The organism is Mucilaginibacter sp. NFX135 (assembly GCF_048565145.1).
In the GTDB taxonomy this organism is placed as follows: domain Bacteria; phylum Bacteroidota; class Bacteroidia; order Sphingobacteriales; family Sphingobacteriaceae; genus Mucilaginibacter.
Genome location: NZ_CP183412.1, coordinates 3,918,374 through 3,939,123, shown reverse-complemented (window position 1 = coordinate 3,939,123; position 20,750 = coordinate 3,918,374). Strand labels below are relative to the sequence as shown.

At 41.7% G+C, this 20,750-nt stretch carries 17 protein-coding genes; 5 read left to right on the top strand and 12 right to left on the bottom strand.

Features of this window, described 5'->3' with window-relative positions; genetic code table 11:
- The first annotated feature begins 422 nt into the window (after positions 1-422).
- Entirely contained in the window at positions 423-1,208 is a 786-nt protein-coding gene (locus ACNURT_RS16300) for a murein L,D-transpeptidase catalytic domain family protein (RefSeq protein WP_419698600.1), read from the top strand.
- 110 nt (positions 1,209-1,318) lie between these two features.
- Here ACNURT_RS16300 and ACNURT_RS16295 read toward each other — a convergent pair whose 3' ends face one another.
- A complete protein-coding gene (locus ACNURT_RS16295) occupies positions 1,319-2,863 on the bottom strand; it encodes a L,D-transpeptidase family protein (RefSeq protein ID WP_419698599.1) in 1,545 nt (514 codons plus the stop codon).
- A 311-nt stretch (positions 2,864-3,174) separates the two neighbouring features.
- On the opposite strand from ACNURT_RS16295, the gene ACNURT_RS16290 reads away from it, so the two are divergent.
- Together ACNURT_RS16290 and ACNURT_RS16285 are read left to right on the top strand one after the other, a co-directional pair.
- Positions 3,175-4,686, top strand: coding sequence for an alpha/beta hydrolase-fold protein (locus ACNURT_RS16290; RefSeq protein ID WP_419698598.1), 1,512 nt, complete (start codon positions 3,175-3,177; stop codon positions 4,684-4,686).
- A gap of 368 nt (positions 4,687-5,054) precedes the next feature.
- Positions 5,055-5,570, top strand: coding sequence for a DinB family protein (locus tag ACNURT_RS16285; RefSeq protein WP_419698597.1), 516 nt, complete (start codon positions 5,055-5,057; stop codon positions 5,568-5,570).
- Here the strand turns inward: ACNURT_RS16285 and ACNURT_RS16280 are convergent.
- From ACNURT_RS16280 to ACNURT_RS16245, 8 genes are all read right to left on the bottom strand, one after another.
- Positions 5,567-6,802 (bottom strand): MFS transporter, encoded by a 1,236-nt coding sequence (locus ACNURT_RS16280; RefSeq protein ID WP_419698596.1) that lies wholly within the window; start codon positions 6,800-6,802, stop codon positions 5,567-5,569. The two genes, ACNURT_RS16285 and ACNURT_RS16280, sit on opposite strands and share 4 nt — an antisense overlap.
- Positions 6,803-6,913: 111 nt before the next feature.
- Entirely contained in the window at positions 6,914-8,008 is a 1,095-nt protein-coding gene (gene aroC, locus ACNURT_RS16275; RefSeq protein ID WP_419698595.1) for a chorismate synthase, read from the bottom strand.
- Positions 8,009-8,173: 165 nt separating this feature from the next.
- Positions 8,174-9,484, bottom strand: coding sequence for a 3-phosphoshikimate 1-carboxyvinyltransferase (aroA, locus tag ACNURT_RS16270; protein ID WP_419698594.1), 1,311 nt, complete (start codon positions 9,482-9,484; stop codon positions 8,174-8,176).
- Between the two features lie 12 nt (positions 9,485-9,496).
- Positions 9,497-10,624, bottom strand: a complete 1,128-nt coding sequence (locus tag ACNURT_RS16265; RefSeq protein ID WP_172333190.1) for a chorismate mutase — start codon at positions 10,622-10,624, stop codon at positions 9,497-9,499.
- A gap of 84 nt (positions 10,625-10,708) precedes the next feature.
- Positions 10,709-11,611, bottom strand: a complete 903-nt coding sequence (locus tag ACNURT_RS16260) for a prephenate dehydratase (RefSeq protein ID WP_370997784.1) — start codon at positions 11,609-11,611, stop codon at positions 10,709-10,711.
- A 236-nt stretch (positions 11,612-11,847) separates the two neighbouring features.
- Positions 11,848-12,747, bottom strand: coding sequence for a sterol desaturase family protein (locus ACNURT_RS16255; RefSeq protein WP_419698593.1), 900 nt, complete (start codon positions 12,745-12,747; stop codon positions 11,848-11,850).
- A 1-nt stretch (position 12,748) separates the two neighbouring features.
- The gene (aroB, locus tag ACNURT_RS16250) at positions 12,749-13,807 is read right to left on the bottom strand and encodes a 3-dehydroquinate synthase (RefSeq protein ID WP_419698592.1); all 1,059 of its coding nucleotides are present in this window, start codon (positions 13,805-13,807) and stop codon (positions 12,749-12,751) included.
- Between the two features lie 2 nt (positions 13,808-13,809).
- On the bottom strand, positions 13,810-14,016 hold the full coding sequence (locus ACNURT_RS16245; protein ID WP_419698591.1) for an RNA-binding S4 domain-containing protein: 207 nt from the start codon (positions 14,014-14,016) through the stop codon (positions 13,810-13,812).
- 58 nt (positions 14,017-14,074) lie between these two features.
- Between ACNURT_RS16245 and ACNURT_RS16240 the strand changes: the two genes are divergently transcribed.
- Positions 14,075-15,277 carry a proline dehydrogenase family protein gene (locus ACNURT_RS16240; protein ID WP_419698590.1) on the top strand — a complete coding sequence of 401 codons (1,203 nt, stop codon included), beginning with the start codon at positions 14,075-14,077 and terminating at the stop codon, positions 15,275-15,277.
- A gap of 284 nt (positions 15,278-15,561) precedes the next feature.
- Positions 15,562-16,947: a DNA/RNA non-specific endonuclease gene (locus tag ACNURT_RS16235; RefSeq protein ID WP_419698589.1), complete on the top strand. Its 1,386-nt coding sequence runs from the start codon at positions 15,562-15,564 to the stop codon at positions 16,945-16,947.
- Between the two features lie 30 nt (positions 16,948-16,977).
- Here ACNURT_RS16235 and ACNURT_RS16230 read toward each other — a convergent pair whose 3' ends face one another.
- Genes ACNURT_RS16230 through ACNURT_RS16220 form a run of 3 tightly spaced genes read right to left on the bottom strand, consistent with a single transcriptional unit; the run spans position 16,978 to position 20,749 of the window.
- On the bottom strand, positions 16,978-18,327 hold the full coding sequence (locus tag ACNURT_RS16230) for an alkaline phosphatase family protein (protein ID WP_419698588.1): 1,350 nt from the start codon (positions 18,325-18,327) through the stop codon (positions 16,978-16,980).
- Entirely contained in the window at positions 18,324-19,535 is a 1,212-nt protein-coding gene (gene eboE, locus ACNURT_RS16225; protein WP_419698587.1) for a metabolite traffic protein EboE, read from the bottom strand. Before eboE ends, ACNURT_RS16230 begins: the two co-directional genes overlap by 4 nt.
- The gene (locus ACNURT_RS16220; RefSeq protein ID WP_419698586.1) at positions 19,532-20,749 is read right to left on the bottom strand and encodes a 3-dehydroquinate synthase; all 1,218 of its coding nucleotides are present in this window, start codon (positions 20,747-20,749) and stop codon (positions 19,532-19,534) included. Before ACNURT_RS16220 ends, eboE begins: the two co-directional genes overlap by 4 nt.
- Position 20,750: the final 1 nt, after the last annotated feature.

Genomic DNA, 20,750 nt, shown 5'->3' with positions numbered 1-20,750 from the left:
CCACCATGCTTCGACAGGCATGACAGCCTTTTTTGAAGTGTTTGAAAAAAATGGGGTGGATATGTGCGATTCCCCTCTTGAGAGGATGGAGGGGTGTGTTTATCTACAGCTGGTTTAACACACCCCTCCCAATTCTCCTTCCAGACGCGCCCCTCTCAAGAGGGGAGGAAATCCGGTCTCCACACTGCTTATTTTCCCCCTCATACAATATTCCTAACTTTTAGTCGTTTTTCTCCGTATAAATTAAGGCTTAATTGCTTTATCTTAAATTTATTTTCATTTTAGTAAAAAAATATCCTAAAATGATTTTGACTTAAGTAAAAAATTATACATTTGTAATTGGCCGGCTCCTAATCCGGTCAGTTACCGACTTAACCTGTTGCTAATTTAAATTATTGTTTAAAATTAAACTCAACACAAGTATGAGGAAACACTTATGGTGTGTCACATTCGCGGTTCTATTTTTAGCCACAACCATTATCAGCTGGAGATCCGCAGGTGCGAACAAATCAGACGGAAAAGTAAATTCAACTCTAAATGCAAGGGAACTATTTAATCAGTATGTAAATAGTTTATACCAGACGGCCAGCCTGCAGCAAACCGGTTTGGCGTTTAATGTATTTGAAAAAGCGGTTACAGGTTATACCAATTTAAAGCTCTCCCACCAATTACCACAAAACAGTTCTGTATTAACTGTGGTCGATTTTACCAAATCGAGCCGGGAAAAACGTATGTGGATCATTGATCTTTTCAGCAAGCAGCTGTTGCTCAATACCTGGGTGGCCCACGGACAGGGTAGTGGTGACGAAATGGCTACCAATTTTTCTGACAGGAACGACTCGCATCAAAGCAGTTTGGGCTTTTACCTTACCGATAATGTTTACATGGGCAAGCATGGCCGCTCTTTACATTTAGACGGCCTGGATGAGGGCTTTAATGGTAATGCACGCATGCGCGATATCGTGATTCATGGAGCCAGCTATGTTAGCCAGGCTGCTATTAACCGTAAGGGATATGTAGGTCGTAGTTTCGGCTGTCCTGCTGTATCGCCCAGGGTTATTGATAAGGTGATCAATACAATCAAAGGCAAAACGGTATTGTTTATCAATGGTAATGACGAAAGCTACAGCTCCAAATATCTTGACGAAAGCGGTCCGCTGAACTTTATATCGGCAGATTCAACCGCTTTTGATTTAGCAAGACTGTAAAATGAAATCGAGAACAAGGATTTTTGGAACAAAGAGCAAAGACAAAATAGCAAAGGTGTTTTATCTTGAAAAGAAAAATCCTTGTTCCTTGTTCCAAAAATCCTTGTTCTTCAATTACCTCCCATCAACGGTTTTAAATGATCATACAACACAATATCCAGCCCGTAAACATCCTGGCGGTGTTGTAATACCCCGGCATCATCTGCCCAACAGGTAACGTAGGTAATGTATATCGGTGTTTTTTTAGGCAGGCCGATATTGGTAGGTTCGGGGTTATCCTCGCTCATATCTTTGGCAATGATATCATAATCCTCACCCTCACCAAAAAGGTTCTTGGCCAGCCCCTGAGGGTCGCCCAGGCGTACACAGCCATGGCTTACCGCACGCATAGCTTTTCTGAAGGCTGATTTCGCGGGCGTATCATGCAGGTACACACTACTTCTGTTTTTAAACAGGAATTTTATTTTCCCCAATGAATTCTCCTCGCCGGGTCGTTGTTTAAAATCATATTGCAGATTATCAGCGGTTACAGTCGACCAGTCTATTGTCTCCGGATCTTCAATTTTTACTCCGTCCTTGTACACATCAATGTTTTTGTTGGATAGATAATAGGGGTCTTCGGCGGCCTCAATGATGATCTCTTTGGTAGCAATGCTTCGCGGAATATTCCAGGTTGGGTTTACCTCAACACTATGGATTACGCTGTTTAGCTGCGGCGTTTCGCGCGGGAAAGGTTTATCATACCGGTCACTATCCACATAGGAAATCAGGCTAGCATGTGCATCCATATTGCGTCCCTGGCCCACACACACTTTCATGTTTAAAACCGATTTGCCATCTTCTATTACATCCAGTTTAAAATCGGGGATGTTCACAATCACATATTTTTGTTCCGTTGGTTTATTTTTCCAGCGTAAACGTTCCATGTTCACCAAAAAATACCGTTTGGATTCCTCGGCCGAAAGACCATCCATTACAGTACCATTCAGGTAAGCCTTTTGCAGGATCTTGTACTGTGGGTCGGCCGGTTGTATACTGTCGAGGTATGCTTTTAAATCTTTTACCAGCAATACGTTTCTCATGCTGATGCTATCCGGTCGTTTGGTAGCAGTAAAATACCGGGAAAATATTTTCCGGGGATTCACCACCCCATATTGTAGGGCATTGGAGTATTTGATCAGTGAGCTGGCGGTAAGTAATTCAAGCCTTGCAAGTTCATGGTAAGCTTCATTGGTTGACATGATGCCATTTTTGTCATGAAGTTTGGCAACAAGGGTTCGGATAGCTGTAATATGGTAAGGTTTTTTGCTCAACCCGTGCTCGGTTATCTTGTCAAAATAATCGGGCAGTATATCCAGGTCGCCATTAAAAAAATGGTTCATCACCAGAACAGGCTGGTAATCATTTCTTTTGAGAAATGAATCGATCACCGATTCATTGGCGATTTTTGATTTTTGACTTTCGATCTCTTTTTTAAGTGTAGCGGCCAGTGTATCAGGATCAATATCTTCATATATTTTATTCTGGGTAACTTTAAAAAGTTGATCGGCTATGGCTGAATGCTTTTTTTTGCAGCTTTGCAAAGCAAACAGGGATACAAAAAGACCCAGAATTATCAGGTAAACGGGGGACTTTTTTGAGAAGGCAAAAATCATGATAAAAGTATAGTTAATAATTCTTGTGTTAGCAATAGCCATACCACAAAGCAAAATGACAACGATTATTTTTTAAAACCGCTGTTTTATATAAAAACGGCAGAACTCTGGCTCATGCTTACTGGTGTATAAATCATAAGGTGTACCATTTAAGGCTGCCATTTCTATATTTAAATACAAAGATACGGTAAAGGGGGGAAGTTCCGGCGATACGGAGTAAGCTAAATGATCTTTTGGCTGTAACGTTTTGTTGCCGGGTGTAGTCTCAATTTTGGCTACTTCATAGCTGTTCCTTAATACATTTATATCATATGAAAAAATCTATTACCCTGCTCTTTGTCCTGTTGGTTTGTTTAACAAGCAGCGCTTTGGCGCAATTGAAATCGTTAAATATTATCCGCGATACTATTTATTCCAATATACTCAAAGAAAAGCGGGCGATTGAAATTGTACTGCCGGAGGGTTACAGTGATACCGCCGCCATCAAATACGATGTGATCTATATTACCGACGGAGAATGGAATACCCAGATAGTAAGCAATATCGAGCGGTTTTTAGAGATCCAGTTTATACCGGCTAATATTATGGTGAGCCTGCCCAATACCATGCTACAAGGCCAAAACATGCGAGGACGCGATCTTACACCCACCCGGACAGACGGGGACCCGCAATCGGGCGGCGCCACCCGTTATATTGCCTTTATAAAAACCGAGCTGATGCCTTACATTAACAAAAAGTACCGGACTACCGGTATGAATACTTATCATGGTGGCTCCTTAGGTGGATTGTTTGGCATGTATACACTGATGAAGGAACCCCGGCTTTTTCAATCGTACCTGCTCGCCGATCCAAGCTTTTGGTGGGATAAGGATTACCTGCCCAAGCTGGTACGGGATAGCATAGGTAAGATCGACTTAAGGAATACCACTTTGTTAATTACCGGCCGAGAGGGAGAGCCGGCCAAAGAACAGCGGGTAAATGCCATGGATTCGATATTGAAAAAGGCCGCTCCCGCCGGGTTTCATTATAAGCTGATGCTGTATAATGACGAAACCCATAACAGTATGATCTTCCGCACGGTATATGATGGTTTAAAGTTAACCTATCACGGGTACAATAAGCAGGATTTAAATTTTTACCCCGCGGGCGGTATATTACTGAAAGATAAACCTTTTAAGATGCGTTTTCAGGGCGATTTTGTGAAAGAACTTCATTATACTACCGATGGCAGCCAACCTACCATGACATCGCCAAAAATGGAAGGCAATGAGCTTATGCTCCTTAATACTACGCAATTGAATTTGAAAGAGCTTACCTATCGCCCGGGCTACGAACAGCAGGGCAGCGCAAACTTTACCATAGGTAATATTTTGCCCGTCGGCACTCAACTTAAAAACTTTACTCCTGGCGGCTGGAACTATGCTTACTACGAAGGTAACTGGAACACCCTGCCCAACTTTAAAAACTTAAAGCCACTTAAAAAAGGTCGGGCGGGTAAAGATTTTGACCTCAAAAAACTGCCCAAACAGCAAAATTTCGCGTGTGTATTTAACGGACAATTGGAAATAACGCAAACCGACTATTACATTTTTGGGTTACGCGGCGACTGTGAGTCCAGGATGTACATCAATAACCAATTGATACTTACTCAGCAAACGGCAGGTATTAAATCGTACCTGCTGCCTTTACAAAAAGGATTTTACCCCATCAAGGTTGAATACCTAGAGAAGCAAGGCAAACCATCACTCGATATTCTCTACGCCCCCGAAAACGGCAACGGCGGCATCATACCAATGGAACTGCGTTACGGGGATGCGAAATAAGTTCTAAGTCCTGAGTCGGAAGTTCAAAGCCAATGTTGAACTTCAGATTGTCGACTTAAATGCGTATATTTGTTTAACATACCAGCCCGGTTTTCTTTTCAAGAGAAAGCCGGGCTGTTTTAGTTAAAGGAAAAATGGAGCAAAAATTGACCGTTTTTCATGTAGTTATTTCAACATTAGTTATTTAATACTTTTTAAACCTTTCGAAACTCATCAAAAATTTGTTAAAAAGTGTTAAAATGGCGTTAAAGCTTTGTTAAAATGGACAATAATCACGCTTTTTTATCCTGTTTTGCCTAAAAAAGTGTTAAAATTAAAGGTTTAAAAAGTTTTTGGAGGCTTAAAACAAAACCAATTTTCTAAAAACGATGACAGCAAAAAACAAAACCGAAGTTTGGCTCCGTGGGCCTTTGGATGATGTGCCAGCACTCCTTCAACCCGTGGCCCAAGCCCTGCTCCAGGCCAGGGAAGAACTACATGAACTGATGGCCGGTTTCCCGGATCAGCTATTATGGCAAACGGTGGAAGGTATGGCGTCGCCGGGTTTTCATCTACAGCATTTAGCCGGTGTGCTAAACCGGCTTTTTACCTATGCCAGGGGAGAAGCGCTTACCGCAGAACAGCTGGATTATCTGTCATCCGAAGGGAAGGTGGCCGAAAATACAACTACAGCTGATATGGTTAAACTATTTGATAACGAGGTTGATAAAGCCATTGCTCAGTTGATAACAACAGATGAGAAAACACTGAAACAGGAGCGTGGAGTAGGTAGGGCGCAATTGCCATCAACCGTAATTGGGTTATATGTACACGCCGCAGAGCATACCATGAGGCATCTGGGGCAGCTTTTGGTTACGGTTAAAGTATTGAAAAATAATAGTTAATTAGTTTTTTCAATAAGCATAGGCCTGGTGTTTGGTGTAAGCTTTTTCAGCACAAAAAAGCCGGTAGCCGATAACAGACATACCGAACCTAATACCCACCAGAGCATGCTAAAGCCACCATATGCGATGATCTGACTGCCAACTGCGGGAGCAATGATCTGCGCTGCTGACCACGACATACTATACAATGCGGCATATTCGCCACGGTTGTTATTGGTAGTACGGTTTATCCAGTAGGCATTCATAAAAGGCATACTCATGATCTCGCCAAAAGTGATCATCACAACGACTAATATAGCCACCCATGCCGCATGTGGAAGCAAATTCAATAGTGCAAAGCTGATACCGGCCATAATAATACCTGCACTAATATAAGTAAGCGGGTTTCTTTTGCCCTCCAATTTATGGATCAATACCATCTCGATCAGTACGATGAGTATGCCATTTAAAGCCAGCAGAAAGCCTATAAAACGTTCGTTAAAATGCCATTGGATCTTATAAAACACAGGTTGCATAATAAAGAACTGAAAAAAGCAGGTGGCGAACAAAGTACATAATAAGATAAACACCAGGTAAATACCGTCTTTATAGGCTGATGTAGATGCTGCGGCTTTATCAGCCAGCTCTTTAACCGTTTTCCTGATCGTTGCACGTGGCATCAGCTTTAGTAGTAAAAGCGCAGCAAAAATATTAGTACAGCCATCAACCCAAAAAAGTAAACGGTAATTGAATGAAGCCAGGAAACCGCCTAATCCACCGCCAAAGGCCCAACCCAGATTGGTTGCCAGCCTATTAAGTGAGTAGGAGCGGGTCTTGTTATCATCGTTGCTGTAATGCGCTATAGCTGTGGAGTTTGCCGGGCGAAACGATTCGTTACAAACACTGAGTATAAAAGTGCCAATGCTTACACTCAGAAAAGTACGCTGATAACCCAATATCAGGAATAATATGCCGCCAATAAGCAATGCGCCCACCTGGATGTCATAAAAGCCGATCTTATCGGTCAGTCTGCCGCCGATGAACGCGCCGGATATAGCCCCGATACCAAAAAATGCCATCACCCAGCCTGATTGTACTATGGTAAAATGCAGCTGCTGAATGGTGTAAATGCTCATAAACGGCACCACCATAGTTCCACTCCGGTTGATGAACATCACTATGCTCAGGTACCAGCTGTTTTTAGATAGTCCGCTATAAGCTTGTTTGTATAATTGGATGACAGAGGTTAGCATAGGTTTACAAAGATAATTATAAGCAGAAAGCTCAAGGCGAAAAGCCCAAAGCTTTTTGGCTCCGGGCTTTATGGACTATTTAAGTTGCTTTGGGCTTTATGCCTTGAGCTTTCAGCTTAAAATAGAATTCCTGTTCCTGAGCCAGTGATCGGCTAAGACCAATGCGGCCATAGCTTCAACAATAGGTACGGCGCGCGGTACCACACAAGGATCATGGCGACCTTTGCCTGATATTTCGGCCACATTGCCTTCGCTGTCAATAGTTGCCTGGTTCTTCATAATCGTAGCTACCGGTTTAAAAGCTACTTTAAACTCAATAGGCATTCCATTACTGATTCCACCTTGTATGCCACCAGAGAAGTTAGTAATGGTGCTGATATCGCCTAAATGTGATTTTACAAAGATGTCGTTATGCTCTGATCCGCGCATTTCGCTGCCGGCAAAGCCCGAACCAAATTCAAAGCCATGTACGGCGTTGATGCTCAGCATAGCTTTACCTAAATCGGCATGAAGCTTATCAAATACCGGCTCGCCAAGGCCTACAGGGCAGTTTTTTATGTGGCAACTAATTTTACCGCCAACGGTATCGCCGTCTTTACGTACACTGTCAATAAAGGCGATCATTTCTTCGGCGGTTGCCGGATCGGCACAGCGTACAATGTTTTTTTCGCGTTCGTCAATAAATTCCTGTACACTGTCGATACTTACATTAGGCGCATTAATGGTACCTACGCTGCTTACATGGGCCGCTATTTCAATACCCTGGCTTTTTAATAAAAGCTTGGCTAAAGCGCCTGCAGCAACCCGTGCAGCGGTTTCACGGGCGGATGAACGACCACCACCGCGATGATCGCGGATGCCATATTTGGTTTGGTAAGTATAATCGGCATGGGAGGGACGGAATACGTCCACATTATGACTGTAATCTTTAGAGCGCTGATCTTCATTAGGAATCAGCATAGCTATTGGTGTACCGGTGGTTTTACCTTCAAATACACCTGAAAGGATCTTTAAAGTATCGCTCTCTTTACGCTGCGTGGTTATTTTTGACTGACCGGGTTTGCGTTTATCCAGTTCACCCTGAATGTAGTCCAGGTCGACCGGTAATTGCGCTGGGCATCCATCAATAATTACTCCAATAGCTTCACCATGTGATTCGCCAAAGGTGGTTATCCTGAATATTTGCCCGAATGAGTTGCCTGCCATGGTATTAAATATGTGATGTGTTAGATATGAGATTTGAGACGGTTCATCGCAAATCTATTTATTTAAATCGTCATTGCGAGGTACGAAGCAACCCCCAATTAGCAAAGCTGCTCTGTGTGTCGGGGATTGCCACGCTATCGCTCGCAATGACGCGTCGTGGTTACTTTATCCTTCTATTTCTTGAGTTTCAAAACCCAATTTTTCCAGGTCGGTCCAGAAGGCTGGATATGATTTATCAACAACCGGGGCATTTTCAAACTCCAATTCAGGAATGATCAAAGCAAGCGGTGCAAATGCCATAGCCATTCGGTGATCATGATAGGTATTGATAAACATGCGTTCCGGAATAAATTTTCCGCTGCAATCTAACTGATATACTTCGTTATTCTCAATCAGTTTTACGCCCATTTTGGCCAGTTCGGTTTGCAAAGCTAAGATACGGTCAGTTTCCTTTATTTTCAGGGTTTCCAAGCCGGTGAAAGCTGCTTCATGTCCTAAAGCTGCACATACCACAACAATGGTTTGTGCAAGGTCTGGACATTCCTTCAGATCAAATATTTTGTGGCTGAAAGGTTTATGCTCCCTGGTTAGCTGAACACCGCCATCTTTGAACTGCGAAGTGATGCCAAAATTAGCCATGATCTCGGTGATCACACTATCACCTTGTAAGCTGTACGGTGTTAGTCCGGTTAAGAACAATTCCGCCTGATCGGCCAGTGCAGCTATGGCATACCAGTATGACGCCGCGCTCCAATCTGGTTCAACGTGTAATGAAGTGGTAGTAAATTCCTGATTTGCTATTGCAATAACGTTATCCTGCCACTGGTGTTGTATGCCGGCTGTTTCCAGCATGGCAAGCGTCATTTCTACATATGGGCGAGAGGTTAATTCACCTTCAATATGAAGCTCCAAACCAAAAGGCAGCCGCGCAGCGATGAGTAACAGGGCAGTAATGTACTGACTGCTGATGTTACCTTTAATACTGATCTTACTAGTTAGCTGCCCGAAACTGCCTTTTAGTTTTATAGGGGGATAGCCCTCTTTTTCTTCATAATCAATATGGGCACCTAACTCTCTAAGCGCGTCGACCAATATGCCTATTGGTCTTTCCTTCATCCTTTGGCTGCCGGTTAATATGACTTCATTATCCTGTATAGCAAAATAGGCGGTTAAAAAGCGCATAGCTGTACCGGCAGGGCCGATGTCTACAAGTCTTGAGTCTTGAGTCTTGAGTTCTGAGTCTTTTGAATTCTGACTTAAGACTTTAGACTCAAGACTTAGAATTTCAGACTCAGAACTTCTCAATATACCCGCCAGCAATACCGCGTCGGCGGCATCTGATACGTTCTCTACTTTAACCTTACCATTGCTTAAAGCTTCAATCACTAATGCACGGTTACATTCGCTTTTTGATCCGGTAAGATGTACCGTTCCGTTTATTTGCTTATTGCTTTTTTTCAGGATGACGTTTTGCATCAGAATATTCTATTATACGTGGGTAAGTTTTTCTGCTGCTTGTCCGGCCTCATTGGTGTTCATGATCTCGGTTTGTCTGCGGATCGACTCACTGTGTAAAAGCTCTAATAATTTTTCGGTAAATTCAGAACCTAACTTTAACGCTTTTGCATAGTTAGTGCGTTTTTGAACGATCTCATCCCAACGGCCTACCTGTAAAATGGTGATATTGTTGTCCTTTTTGTAGTTACCGATTTTCTCGGCAATTTGCATACGCTCAGCTATTTTCTGAATAACCAGGTCGTCAATTTTATCTATCTGGCTGCGTAATTCAGCAAGTTTGTCATTTAACTCTGCATTGCGGATCTCTGGTTTACGTAAGGCCAGGTGATCAATAATATCAGCTAAGGCAGCAGGGGTAACCTGTTGTTTGGCATCTGTCCAGGCTACGCTTGGATCGATATGCGATTCGATCATTAAACCTTGCATATCAAGATCTAATGCTTTTTGTGAAATGTAACCGATCAGGTCGCGATTTCCAGAAATGTGGCTTGGATCGTTAATGATCGGTAGTTCAGGGGCCAGTGTTTTTAAATTGATGGCGATATCCCACATTGGTTCATTACGGAAAGCTGATTTTTCATAAGATGAAAACCCACGGTGAATAGCAGCCAGTTTAGTGATGCCCGCATTGTTGATACGCTCTAACGCACCTATCCATAAAGAAAGATCGGGGTTTACCGGGTTTTTAACCATTACCGGCACGTCAACACCTTGTAAAGCATCAGCAATTTCCTGTACCGTGAAAGGGTTAACGGTTGAACGGGCACCCACCCATAAAATATCTACACCTGCTTTTAATGCCTCTTCTACGTGTTTAGCCGTTGCCACTTCCACAGCTGTAGGCAATCCGGTTTCTTCTTTAGCGCGTTTCAGCCATTCCAGGCCTATGCTACCAATGCCTTCAAATTCACCCGGACGAGTACGTGGTTTCCAGATACCTGCACGTAATGCAGAGATACGACCGGTTTGAGCCAATAAATGAGCTGTAGCCACTAATTGATCTTCAGTTTCGGCGCTACAAGGGCCTGCTATTACCAATGGTTCTTTTCCGGTTTTGATCCAGGTATGAAGCGGCTGTATGTTTAAATTCAATTTCATCGTTTTGTTATTTGTCCGGCATTTTAGTTTTTTACCGGTGTGTTTTTATATTTTGTTTAAATCTTGTTTATTAATTACGGGGTCTTAGATGTTTCGGCGGATATTGATATACTTTCGTATCCGGTCGTTTTTTTGAGGTTTGGGAGTTGTTAATTCATCATCATGTCTTTCATATTCGCCAAGTATGTTAAAATTATGCGTGTATTTAAGTATTTGTCTTATTGATACATCGTATTGTTTTGGTTCGTCCCATTCAATATCTACGTAAAAGTTATATTCATTACGTTTACCAAGAATAGGCATTGATTGTATTTTGCTCATATTCACACCCTCTTCGGCAAAAATGTTAAGCACTTTGGCCAATGCGCCTACTTTGTTGCTTACCTGAAAGCAAAGTGAGGCTTTATTAGAGTTCTTCTTTTCCACGTTATCATGGTGGGTAAGGATCAGGAAACGGGTAAAGTTCTTTTTGTTTGATTCTATGCGGCGTTCCAGCACATCCAATCCGTAAAGTTTGGCGGCAAGTGAATTTGCAATGGCAACTGTGTCAGTTAACTGTTCTTCTCTGATACGTTTGGCACAAGCAGCGGTATCATTACTTTCTACAATTTTAAGATGTGGGTATTCATCAAAAAAATCAACACACTGGCGTAAAGCAATAGGATGGGAAGTTACATACTTGATATCCTCAAATTTTACACCGGGCAATGCCATTAAATGCAGTTGAATAGGCAAGTAGATTTCGCCTACCACCGGGAAACCATAATCAAGTAATAGGGTATAATTAGGCAATATACTTCCGGCAATGCTATTCTCAATAGCCATCACTACATAATCTGCCTCTCTGTTTTTTAGAGTCTCAAAAGTTTGTTTAAATGTGTTACATTCAATGGTTTGCGTGTTCTCTCCAAAATACCGTAAAGCAGCTTCTTCGTGAAAAGAAGCGCGTATTCCCTGGATTGCAACTCTTGGTCTTTCTATCTTCATAAACCCTTGTTAAAGCAAAAAGTCCCGGCATTTTGTGCCGGGACTTTTTAAGTTCTTTATGTGTGTGTTAAGTACATATTAGTCCCGGCTCTCACTGTTAAAGTAAAAGTAGTAACCGAAGTAATATGCGCTTGTGAATTTCATTTGTTTTTTATTACGCTGTAAATGTACGGTAAAAAATGTTTTTGTCAATAGAAAATTTTATTTTTTGTGAAATAAACAAGCTGAACAAAATTTTATTTGTCTAAAGTTTGTTTTTCGTATTCACGTTGCAGTGCGCGGGCTGTTTGCGAACTACCATCATGGCTCCATCCAGGGGGATTTAACAGGTACCCAATCTTATTCCTAAAACCAGGTGCAAATTTAACATCATGGATGAGGGCTTTCCACTCATGAAAAATAATATTCACGGGGCCCATGTCTTCCGGTTGTTTGGTAAGCCCATATTTAACCGGTTCTGGTAGGTCTTCATCTCTGAAAGTATTGAACATTCTGTCCCAGATGATAAGCATCATGCCCATGTTTTTATCCAGGTACGGAATATTGGAGGCGTGATGCACCCTATGATGCGCCGGTGTTACAAAAAGCCATCCGTACCATTTAGGGAGCGCTACTTTATATTGGGTGTGTACTATATTGCCGTAAAGCTGGGTGATGAGATATGCATATAAAATATCAATGGCATTAAACCCCATCAACGCTAATGGCAAATAAAAAAAGGTACGGTAAAAGGGTTCAAAAACTGTCGACCGGAAACCTGTGGTTAAATTAAAATGCTCGGATGAGTGATGCGTTACGTGCATTGCCCAAAAAAGCCTGCAATAATGCCCGGTGTAATGCAGCACCCAGTACAAAAAGTCCTGTACAACAACCAGTACAAACCAATACAGATAAACGTTGTGTATTTGAAAAAGCCTGAACTGATAAGTAAAACTCAGCATGAAAAAGGTACTGGCTTTAACTAAAAGGTTGGTAACTACCGCGATTGAGGTTAGGTAGATATTATTGAACGTATCGCGTTTTTCATAGTATTTGCGATTTTCCCAGTAGCTTAACCCCATTTCAACAATGGTTAATACCACCAGTAAACCCATCAGCACCAGTGCGGCCCTATTCCGGGGATCTAACTCAGACATTTTACAAATTAATGTAATATATTAAACTTTCACGAAGTTCGGCTTCTGTACAGATATTATCAATATTGCATTGCCCAATTTTAGTAAGCAAAGTGCAATTTATTTTATTATCCTGGTTCTTTTTATCCTTTTGCATGATAGCAAACAGGGTATCAAAATCATTCTCTTTGATCGTATATCTTGGATAAAGGTCACTGAATACACGGGTAATCTCATTCAACTCTTCTAAGCTTAAACCTGTTTTTTTGTGTGCAAGATATGATTCGCAGACCATGCCGATAGCTATAGCTTCACCATGAGATAGTGGATCTTTATCGTTGATCAATGAATTGGTCTCAACCGCATGACCAATAGTATGACCAAAATTTAAAGCTTTCCGGATGCCTTTTTCTGTAGGGTCTTCAATAGTGATCACATTTTTTATCTCCACAGAACGATAAACCAATTGAAGTGCAGGGTTTTTCAGATCGCTTGACTTCAGTTCGTCCCAATAAGCAGCATCAGTTATCAGGCCGTGTTTAAGCATTTCTGCCAGACCCGAAAGTATTTGACGAGGGGGGAGGGTTTTTAAAAAATCGTACTCAATAAATACAGCTTTGGGTTGAGTAAACGTTCCTACGATGTTTTTGATACTATCAATGTCGATACCTGTTTTACCACCAACGGAGGCATCTACCTGTGATAGCAGGGTAGTAGGTACATGTACAAAGTCAATTCCCCTTTTAAAGGTTGAGGCAGCAAAGCCCCCCAGATCGGTTACAACACCACCGCCCAGGTTTATCATTAAACTTTTACGGTCGGCACCAAAATCTATCAGCATTTTCCATACGCCGATGCAAAAATCAATGTCCTTGCTCTCTTCGCCGGCATTTATCTCAATAAGATCATAATCACCAAGCTCATCTAACTTACTTTTTACAAGAGGTAAACAATGAACGCCGGTATTTTCGTCAGTTAAAATAAAGAATTTAGAATAGGCTCCTTTTTTTACAAAGTTAACCAGCTCGTCGATGCTGTGATTAAAATATATAGGATAGTTGTTGCTTTGAATGGTATTCATGATCATATTACCAGGATTTTATTTCCCCTAAATTCAACAACGTCTCCACGTTTAACTTTAAGGCGTTTTCGATAGTCAACCTCTCCATTATATTTCACTTCTCCTTCACTTACAACTATTTGTGCCTCTCCACCTGTTGATACCAGGTTGGCAGCTTTTAGCAGCTGTATCATTGGAATATGGTCGCCTATTAATTTAAATTCTGTCATGGAGCGGCAAAAATAAACTATTCATGGAATATTGAGATATCATTTTATAATTTTGCGGATGCTTTCTAACCAAACGAATAATAAAACTCAACAGGTTAAGCCCTCTTTTGAAAATACAGAAATCGCTTTCCGTCACTCATCCAATGCTGATCTTAACCGGGCTTACTGGTTATTCAAGATAATCAATATTAACTTTTTAGTAAAGATAGGGCCTCCTGTAACAAACTTTGCTATTAAAATAGGATTACCTATCAAAAGTCTGATCAAGGCAACCATATTTAAACACTTTTGCGGTGGTGAAACCATTACTGAGTGTAATAATACCATTAAGAATTTGAATAGTGGTGGAGTTGGTACCATATTAGATTATTCTATAGAAGGAGAGGACGATGAAGCGGTTTTTGACAGCACCCGTGATGAAATCATCCGTACTATAGAACGTGCAACTTCGGACAAGGCTGTACCGCTTACTGTTTTCAAGGTAACCGGTGTTGGCAGGTTTGCGTTGCTGGAGAAATTAGATGCCAAACTTGCTCTTAATGCAGAGGAAGAAAAAGAATGGCAAAGAGTACAAAATAGAGTATTGGCTATATGCGATAAGGCACATGCCAATAACGTACCGGTAATGATAGATGCAGAAGAGAGCTGGATACAGGAAACCATTGATCTTTTAGCCCTGACCATGATGAGCCGCTTTAATACTAAAACGGCGATAGTTTATAATACCTATCAAATGTACAGGCATGATAAGCTGGCATCTATACTAAATGATCATGAAATTGCTGTTAGTGAAGGCTTTATTTTAGGAGCTAAAATTGTGCGTGGTGCCTATATGGAAAAAGAACGTAAACGTGCTGTTGAAAACGGATATCCGTCACCAATTCAGCCGGATAAAAAGGCTACCGATCTGGATTATGATTCTGCGTTGGATTACTGTACCACCCATATCGATAAAATCGCTTTTATAGCAGGTACTCATAATGAAGAGAGTTGCCGTTTGTTGGCCGAGCTTTTGGACGCCAAAGGGATTGATCATAAACATCCTCACGTGTATTTTTCGCAACTATTGGGAATGAGCGATAATCTGAGCTTTAACCTGGCTGATGCTCAGTACAATGTGGCCAAGTACGTTCCTTACGGTCCAATAAAGGCTGTATTGCCCTACTTATTCAGGCGCGCGCAGGAAAACACAGCTATAGCCGGCCAAATGAGCCGTGAGCTAAGTTTGATTGTAAAAGAACGGAAAAGACGGAAGCAATAAATTATTTATAACAACATAAAAAGCCATTTCTTTAAAAGGGAATGGCTTTTTTTATTATCGTTAAATACGGAGTCATCATTGACTCAATTAACAAAAAAGTGGGTTTACATGCTGACTAAATGTCAATTCATATTGACACGTCACAATGAGCGCTTGTCGAATTGAATTAAGGTAATTTATTGGGGTATTCTTCTATTTTTCTTAATAATTAAAGAACAATCATTTAATCAGGGGCTAATATTGCCTGGCTTAATTTTATTGCATTATAAACTAAATTAAATATTATGCAATTAAAACGGTCTTCATTTGTTCTCCTTATCTCATCACTGCTATTGATATCCTGCCAGAAATCATTAGTAAGCCCAATTCCAACAGATCCTGCAACGATCAGTACCAAGGCAAAAACTCAGGCAGTGGTACAAACTTTTGATGAAGATTTTGAGTCCGGATCAAAGACCGGTTATGCAGCAGCCGATGTTGCATTGAATAGCGGCTCCTGGAATCTTGATGACGCTTTGATCGGGACCAGTACTTCTGACCAGAAAAATGGCAGCCGCTCTGTTCGGATCCGTAATATCGGAACATTAAGTATGAACTTTGATGTCAGTACCGGAGCCTCAACTGTCACTATGAATTACGCGGTTTATGGTACCGACGGATCTTCGGCATTTCAGTTATGGGTTTCATCAAACGGAGGAAGCAGTTATACACAGGTAGGTTCTATCGAGATAACCGCATCAAGCACCACGTTAAACACGGCTACTTTTAATGTTAACCAATCCGGTTCTTTACGTTTTCAACTGAGAAAGACTTCTGGTGGTACTAACCGAATTAACATTGATGATTTTACCATCAACAGCTTTGACAGTGGGTCAGGAGGTGGAACCAGTGGAGGATCAGGAAGTTCAACCGCTGATAATACCAACTTATTGTTAGGTAATCCAAGTGCTGCCACGAGCAGTACTGCTAATGCGGATAATTACCTGATCGATCAGACTTATTATACCGAGAGTTACAATCGTGATAAAGGTGTACCCAATTGGGTAAGCTGGTACGTAGGTAGTACATCATTAGGTTCTATTGACCGCTCTGATGACTTTAGGGCAGATACCAATTTACCTGCCGGCTGGTATGAAGTATCCAATACCAGCTATTCGGGTTCGGGTTTTGACAGGGGACATAACTGCCCGAGCGCCGACAGGACTTCTACCACGGCGGCTAATCAAGCCACTTTTTTAATGGATAATATGATTCCACAGGCCCCCAATAATAACGAGCATACCTGGGCCAACCTGGAAGCTTATGGCCGGTCTTTAGTAACCGCAGGCAATGAGATCTATGTAGTGATGGGGAGTTATGGTTCAGGCGGTACTGGCTCCAGTGGCTCTGCTACCACGGTTGATGGTGGACATGTAGTTGTGCCATCCAATATCTGGAAAGTGATTGTGGTTCTCCCCAATGGAAATAACGATTTGAGTCGTATTACCACTGATACCCGGGTGATAGCCGTAAATACACCTAATATCAACACCCTCAGCACAGACTGGACTCAGTATATCACTACAGTAAAAGATATCGAGAACGCTACAGGCTATACCATGTTTTCCAATTTGCCCGCTAGTATACGTACCGCACTGGAAACAAAGCGGGACGCTGGTACGGCCAACTAATCATCTAAATTAAGCAGAAATAATATCTGGTTAATGCAGGTGCTGCCATATGATATCAAAAACATCAGTCGCATTGATGTTTTTGATATCATTACTATTATCTGTAATAATGATAGGTTTATAAGCATCAGGAATACCAATCCGGCCATGTGATCCTTTTATTAAGGTGGCATCAAGTGGTATAACGTCCATCACATACCTCAGGCCTGCTTTTTTTCTTAAAAGTTTGTATCCTGCTCTTAGTTTGGAGGTCATAAACATCTCTACCGGATCATAGCCGGGTTTTTTGTGAATGTCAACCACTCGTGCGTAGTCGGGCGCCTTGGCATCATCAACCCAGAAATAGTAGGTAAACCAACTTTTTTCGGCCGCCATCAGTACCAGATCGCCTGAGCGTTCATGGTTGATATGATGTTTAGTCTGTTCCGTTTTATCAAGGACCAATTCTACACCAGGTATGCCTTCCAGTAAGGCTTTTACCTTTTCGATTACCGTTTTATCATTGATATAGATGTGGGCTATCTGATGATCGGCCACGGCAAATGCTTTGGATGCACCGGCATCCAACAGCTCCAGTCCACACTCTGTTCTGATTTGTAAAAGACCATGTTCTCTTAATATGCGATTGAGGTGAATAGGGTTATCTACCGGGGCAATACCATATTCCGAAAGCAGGATAATACGCGCTCCTTTGTTTTGATAAAAGGTTACCAGCTGTTCAACCACCCCGTCAATCTCTTGCAGTTCTTTATCAATTTTAGCCAGATCGGGCCCAAATTTCTGAAGGCAATAATCAAGGTGAGGGAGATAGATCAAAGTAAGCGTAGGATTGTGCAATTCTTCATTCTCCATGGCTGCGTCCGCTATCCATTGGGTTGATTTAATATTGGCGCCAGGCCCCCAAAATTGGAATAGAGGGAATTGCCCAAGTTTATTTTGTAAATGATCACGTAATTCAGCCGGATGCGAGTAGCAATCGGGTAATTTACGCCCGTCTGCCAAATAATTAGGACGCGGGGTTACCGAATAATCTGCCGATGAATACATATTATACCACCAGAACATATTGGCACAGGTGAAGGATGGATCTTCCTTTTTGGCTTTATCCCATATTTTTTCGCCCTGAACGAGTTTGTTTGACTGTTTCCAGAATTTTACCTCGCTGTCGGCATGATCATACCAACCATTCCCCACAATGCCTGTGTCCGATGGAAATTTACCAGTTAAATAGGTTGATTGTACCGCGGTAGTAACCGCTGGTAACAATGGTTCAATAGTCCTTAGCTGTTTTTGGGCGATATATTTTTGAAGAAATGGCGTATGTTGTCCTATCACCGAAGATGATAATCCTACAATATCAATTACTACTGTTTTATTCATGATGATAATTTTGTTTTAACCCAGGCCAATTCCCTAATAATTGATTCGTTTAAGGGTATTTTTAACGAGGAAGGCAAAACCTCCCACGTATAAGTCTCTACTTCCAGATGGTGGGTGAAAGGTTTGTTCTTTTGGAGTGAAAGCACTTCTGTAATATCGGTTTGTGTGGATTTGACTATACCCATGTCTTCCTCAAAGATCGGGACATGAAAATGTGCACGCCACTCCGTAACATCCGGATTTTGTCCATCTGCTAATGCTTCTGAAAGATCCGGATAACGTATCAGCGAACCATCATTACGTTTGGCAATAACCTGATGAAGATAGGTAGGTTCATCAAATTTCGAAAGTTCGTCAAGTACTTTTGATCTTTCGGCCGGTGATGCCGGAAGCTGAGTTTTTAACGCGGCACTAATTTGAATTTTGCCAATTTGAATACCTTTTGCCCTGAGCTGCTCAATTATAGCTGTATGCGGCTCATAACCAATAGCAAAGTGGCAAACATCATAACATAAACAAACGTGCTTTTTCAACAGTGCCTCTGCTTCATCCAGGGTTATATGTAATTTTTCCGAACAATAGATTTTTCCTTTAGTAAGCAGATCGTTTTCAAACCAGCTGATAAATTCCGGTCCTGATTCCAGAAAACCATCCGGTTCTGGTTCAATATCCAGGTGTAACAAAGTACCTGTAGACTCCAGTATGTGATGTAGCGCTTCGGCCACTGACAAGATATTTTGTGTAGCGACGTTTTTAGCATGCTCACTTTCTTCAGCAGTTGTAAACCAGGGTTTATAACTTAAGGGAGAAGTTGAAATCCCGCCATCCATCCCCTCTGGTAATAATTGCGCCAGTATATTAAAGAGCCGGGTGGTATAAGCAACGCGTTCATCAGTAGTCCAATCGGGCGCGTGTACCTGGTCTTTAACCCGGGTGTGATGAAAACCTCCATAAGGAAAGCCATTCATGGTGAAAACGTACCCACCGACCGCTTGTAACCATTGTTTAAATTCCGGGAGATGATCATCCTGCAATATTTCTATACTGGCTTGGTTTGAAAGGCGGAGGCCTATTCCCATAGATTCATGAGGCGATAGGTCTTTTTTAATCACCGGGAAACTTTCTTTTAAAACGGCAAAATGAGCAGCCCAGCTTTCACCGGCATAAATATTTGTACAGAAAGTTAAATGACCTGAATTTAATTTCATAAGATAGAAGATGAAAGGTTGTGGGTTGCCTGCTGGTTGAGCTCCTGTAAAATTTCACCTGCTTTTTTAACTATTCCCGCATCAATTTCATGAACCTCTTCGCCTTTGCCTATGGCTATTAGCAGGGTGATTGTTAATTGCCCGCCTAAATGTTCGCGAAACTCTTGTAAACCCAGTAATATAGGGCTATCATCCTGTTCAACCTGCAATAAGGGATGTGTTAGTTCAAACCCCAGTTTTTGGATCAGGTTCAATACCCTTTGTGACTCATCGGTTGGTAAACGGCCTGATAAATTCGAGTATACGGTATCTAAAGCGATTCCCATGGCAACAGCCTCACCATGCCTGATCTCAAAATTGGTGAGATATTCTAACTTGTGCGCACTCCAATGACCAAAATCAAGTGGGCGGGAAGAGCCGCTTTCAAAAGGATCAGTACCGCGGATATGTTCCAGGTGTAATTGGGCGCATTTCCATATCTGATAGTTCATAGCAACCCTGTCACGCTGTGCTAATAAGGCAGCGTTTTCTTCCAGCCATATAAAAAAGCTTTGGTCTTTGATCAGGGCAACTTTTATGGCTTCTGCTATGCCTGAACGCCAGTCACGGTCTGATAGTGAGCTCAAAAACAATTCGTCATTAAAAACTGCGAGAGGAGGGGAGAATGTACCCAGGAAGTTTTTCTTATTAAAATAATTAACGCCGTTTTTAACGCCTATGCCGGAGTCATTCTGCGATAGAACGGTAGTAGGTATCCGGATATGTTTAACGCCCCGGTGGCTAATGGTAGCAGCATAGCCAACCATGTCCAATACAGCGCCTCCGCCTATGGCCGCCACAAAAGAATGCCGGTCTATCCCGTGAGTATTGATAGCTTCCAAAACCTGGTCCAAATACCGGGTATCGTTTTTTACTGTTTCACCACCTGGAATAATCAATATATCCTGTATTAACTGCGTTTGATTATGCTGAATAAAATAATCTTTTATTTGACCAACCAAAGCAGGATGAGTATTGGCCACACCATCGTCAATCACAAAAAGAATTTTTTTTACAGAAACGGAAGGGTTGGCACCAATTAAAAAATCATTGATGAGTTTATTGGTAACATCAAAAAGTGCTGATGTGAAAAAAGCATCATAACTAAACTTTACAGTAAATGATTGGTGTAGCGTATCCATATAATATGGGTATTGAAGTTTATTATTGAGCATA

What these genes read in the sequence shown, in the direction of transcription:
- ACNURT_RS16235 (WP_419698589.1), top strand. Translation starts at nt 15,562, where the DNA reads ATGCAATTAAAACGGTCTTCATTTGTTCTCCTTATCTCATCACTGCTA.
- ACNURT_RS16255 (WP_419698593.1), bottom strand. Translation starts at nt 12,747, where the DNA reads ATGTCTGAGTTAGATCCCCGGAATAGGGCCGCACTGGTGCTGATGGGT.
- ACNURT_RS16290 (WP_419698598.1), top strand. Translation starts at nt 3,175, where the DNA reads ATGAAAAAATCTATTACCCTGCTCTTTGTCCTGTTGGTTTGTTTAACA.
- ACNURT_RS16240 (WP_419698590.1), top strand. Translation starts at nt 14,075, where the DNA reads ATGCTTTCTAACCAAACGAATAATAAAACTCAACAGGTTAAGCCCTCT.
- ACNURT_RS16295 (WP_419698599.1), bottom strand. Translation starts at nt 2,863, where the DNA reads ATGATTTTTGCCTTCTCAAAAAAGTCCCCCGTTTACCTGATAATTCTG.
- ACNURT_RS16245 (WP_419698591.1), bottom strand. Translation starts at nt 14,016, where the DNA reads ATGACAGAATTTAAATTAATAGGCGACCATATTCCAATGATACAGCTG.
- ACNURT_RS16300 (WP_419698600.1), top strand. Translation starts at nt 423, where the DNA reads ATGAGGAAACACTTATGGTGTGTCACATTCGCGGTTCTATTTTTAGCC.
- ACNURT_RS16280 (WP_419698596.1), bottom strand. Translation starts at nt 6,802, where the DNA reads ATGCTAACCTCTGTCATCCAATTATACAAACAAGCTTATAGCGGACTA.
- eboE (WP_419698587.1), bottom strand. Translation starts at nt 19,535, where the DNA reads ATGAAATTAAATTCAGGTCATTTAACTTTCTGTACAAATATTTATGCC.
- aroA (WP_419698594.1), bottom strand. Translation starts at nt 9,484, where the DNA reads ATGCAAAACGTCATCCTGAAAAAAAGCAATAAGCAAATAAACGGAACG.
- aroC (WP_419698595.1), bottom strand. Translation starts at nt 8,008, where the DNA reads ATGGCAGGCAACTCATTCGGGCAAATATTCAGGATAACCACCTTTGGC.
- ACNURT_RS16230 (WP_419698588.1), bottom strand. Translation starts at nt 18,327, where the DNA reads ATGAATAAAACAGTAGTAATTGATATTGTAGGATTATCATCTTCGGTG.
- ACNURT_RS16265 (WP_172333190.1), bottom strand. Translation starts at nt 10,624, where the DNA reads ATGAAATTGAATTTAAACATACAGCCGCTTCATACCTGGATCAAAACC.
- ACNURT_RS16220 (WP_419698586.1), bottom strand. Translation starts at nt 20,749, where the DNA reads ATGCTCAATAATAAACTTCAATACCCATATTATATGGATACGCTACAC.
- ACNURT_RS16285 (WP_419698597.1), top strand. Translation starts at nt 5,055, where the DNA reads ATGACAGCAAAAAACAAAACCGAAGTTTGGCTCCGTGGGCCTTTGGAT.
- aroB (WP_419698592.1), bottom strand. Translation starts at nt 13,807, where the DNA reads ATGAATACCATTCAAAGCAACAACTATCCTATATATTTTAATCACAGC.
- ACNURT_RS16260 (WP_370997784.1), bottom strand. Translation starts at nt 11,611, where the DNA reads ATGAAGATAGAAAGACCAAGAGTTGCAATCCAGGGAATACGCGCTTCT.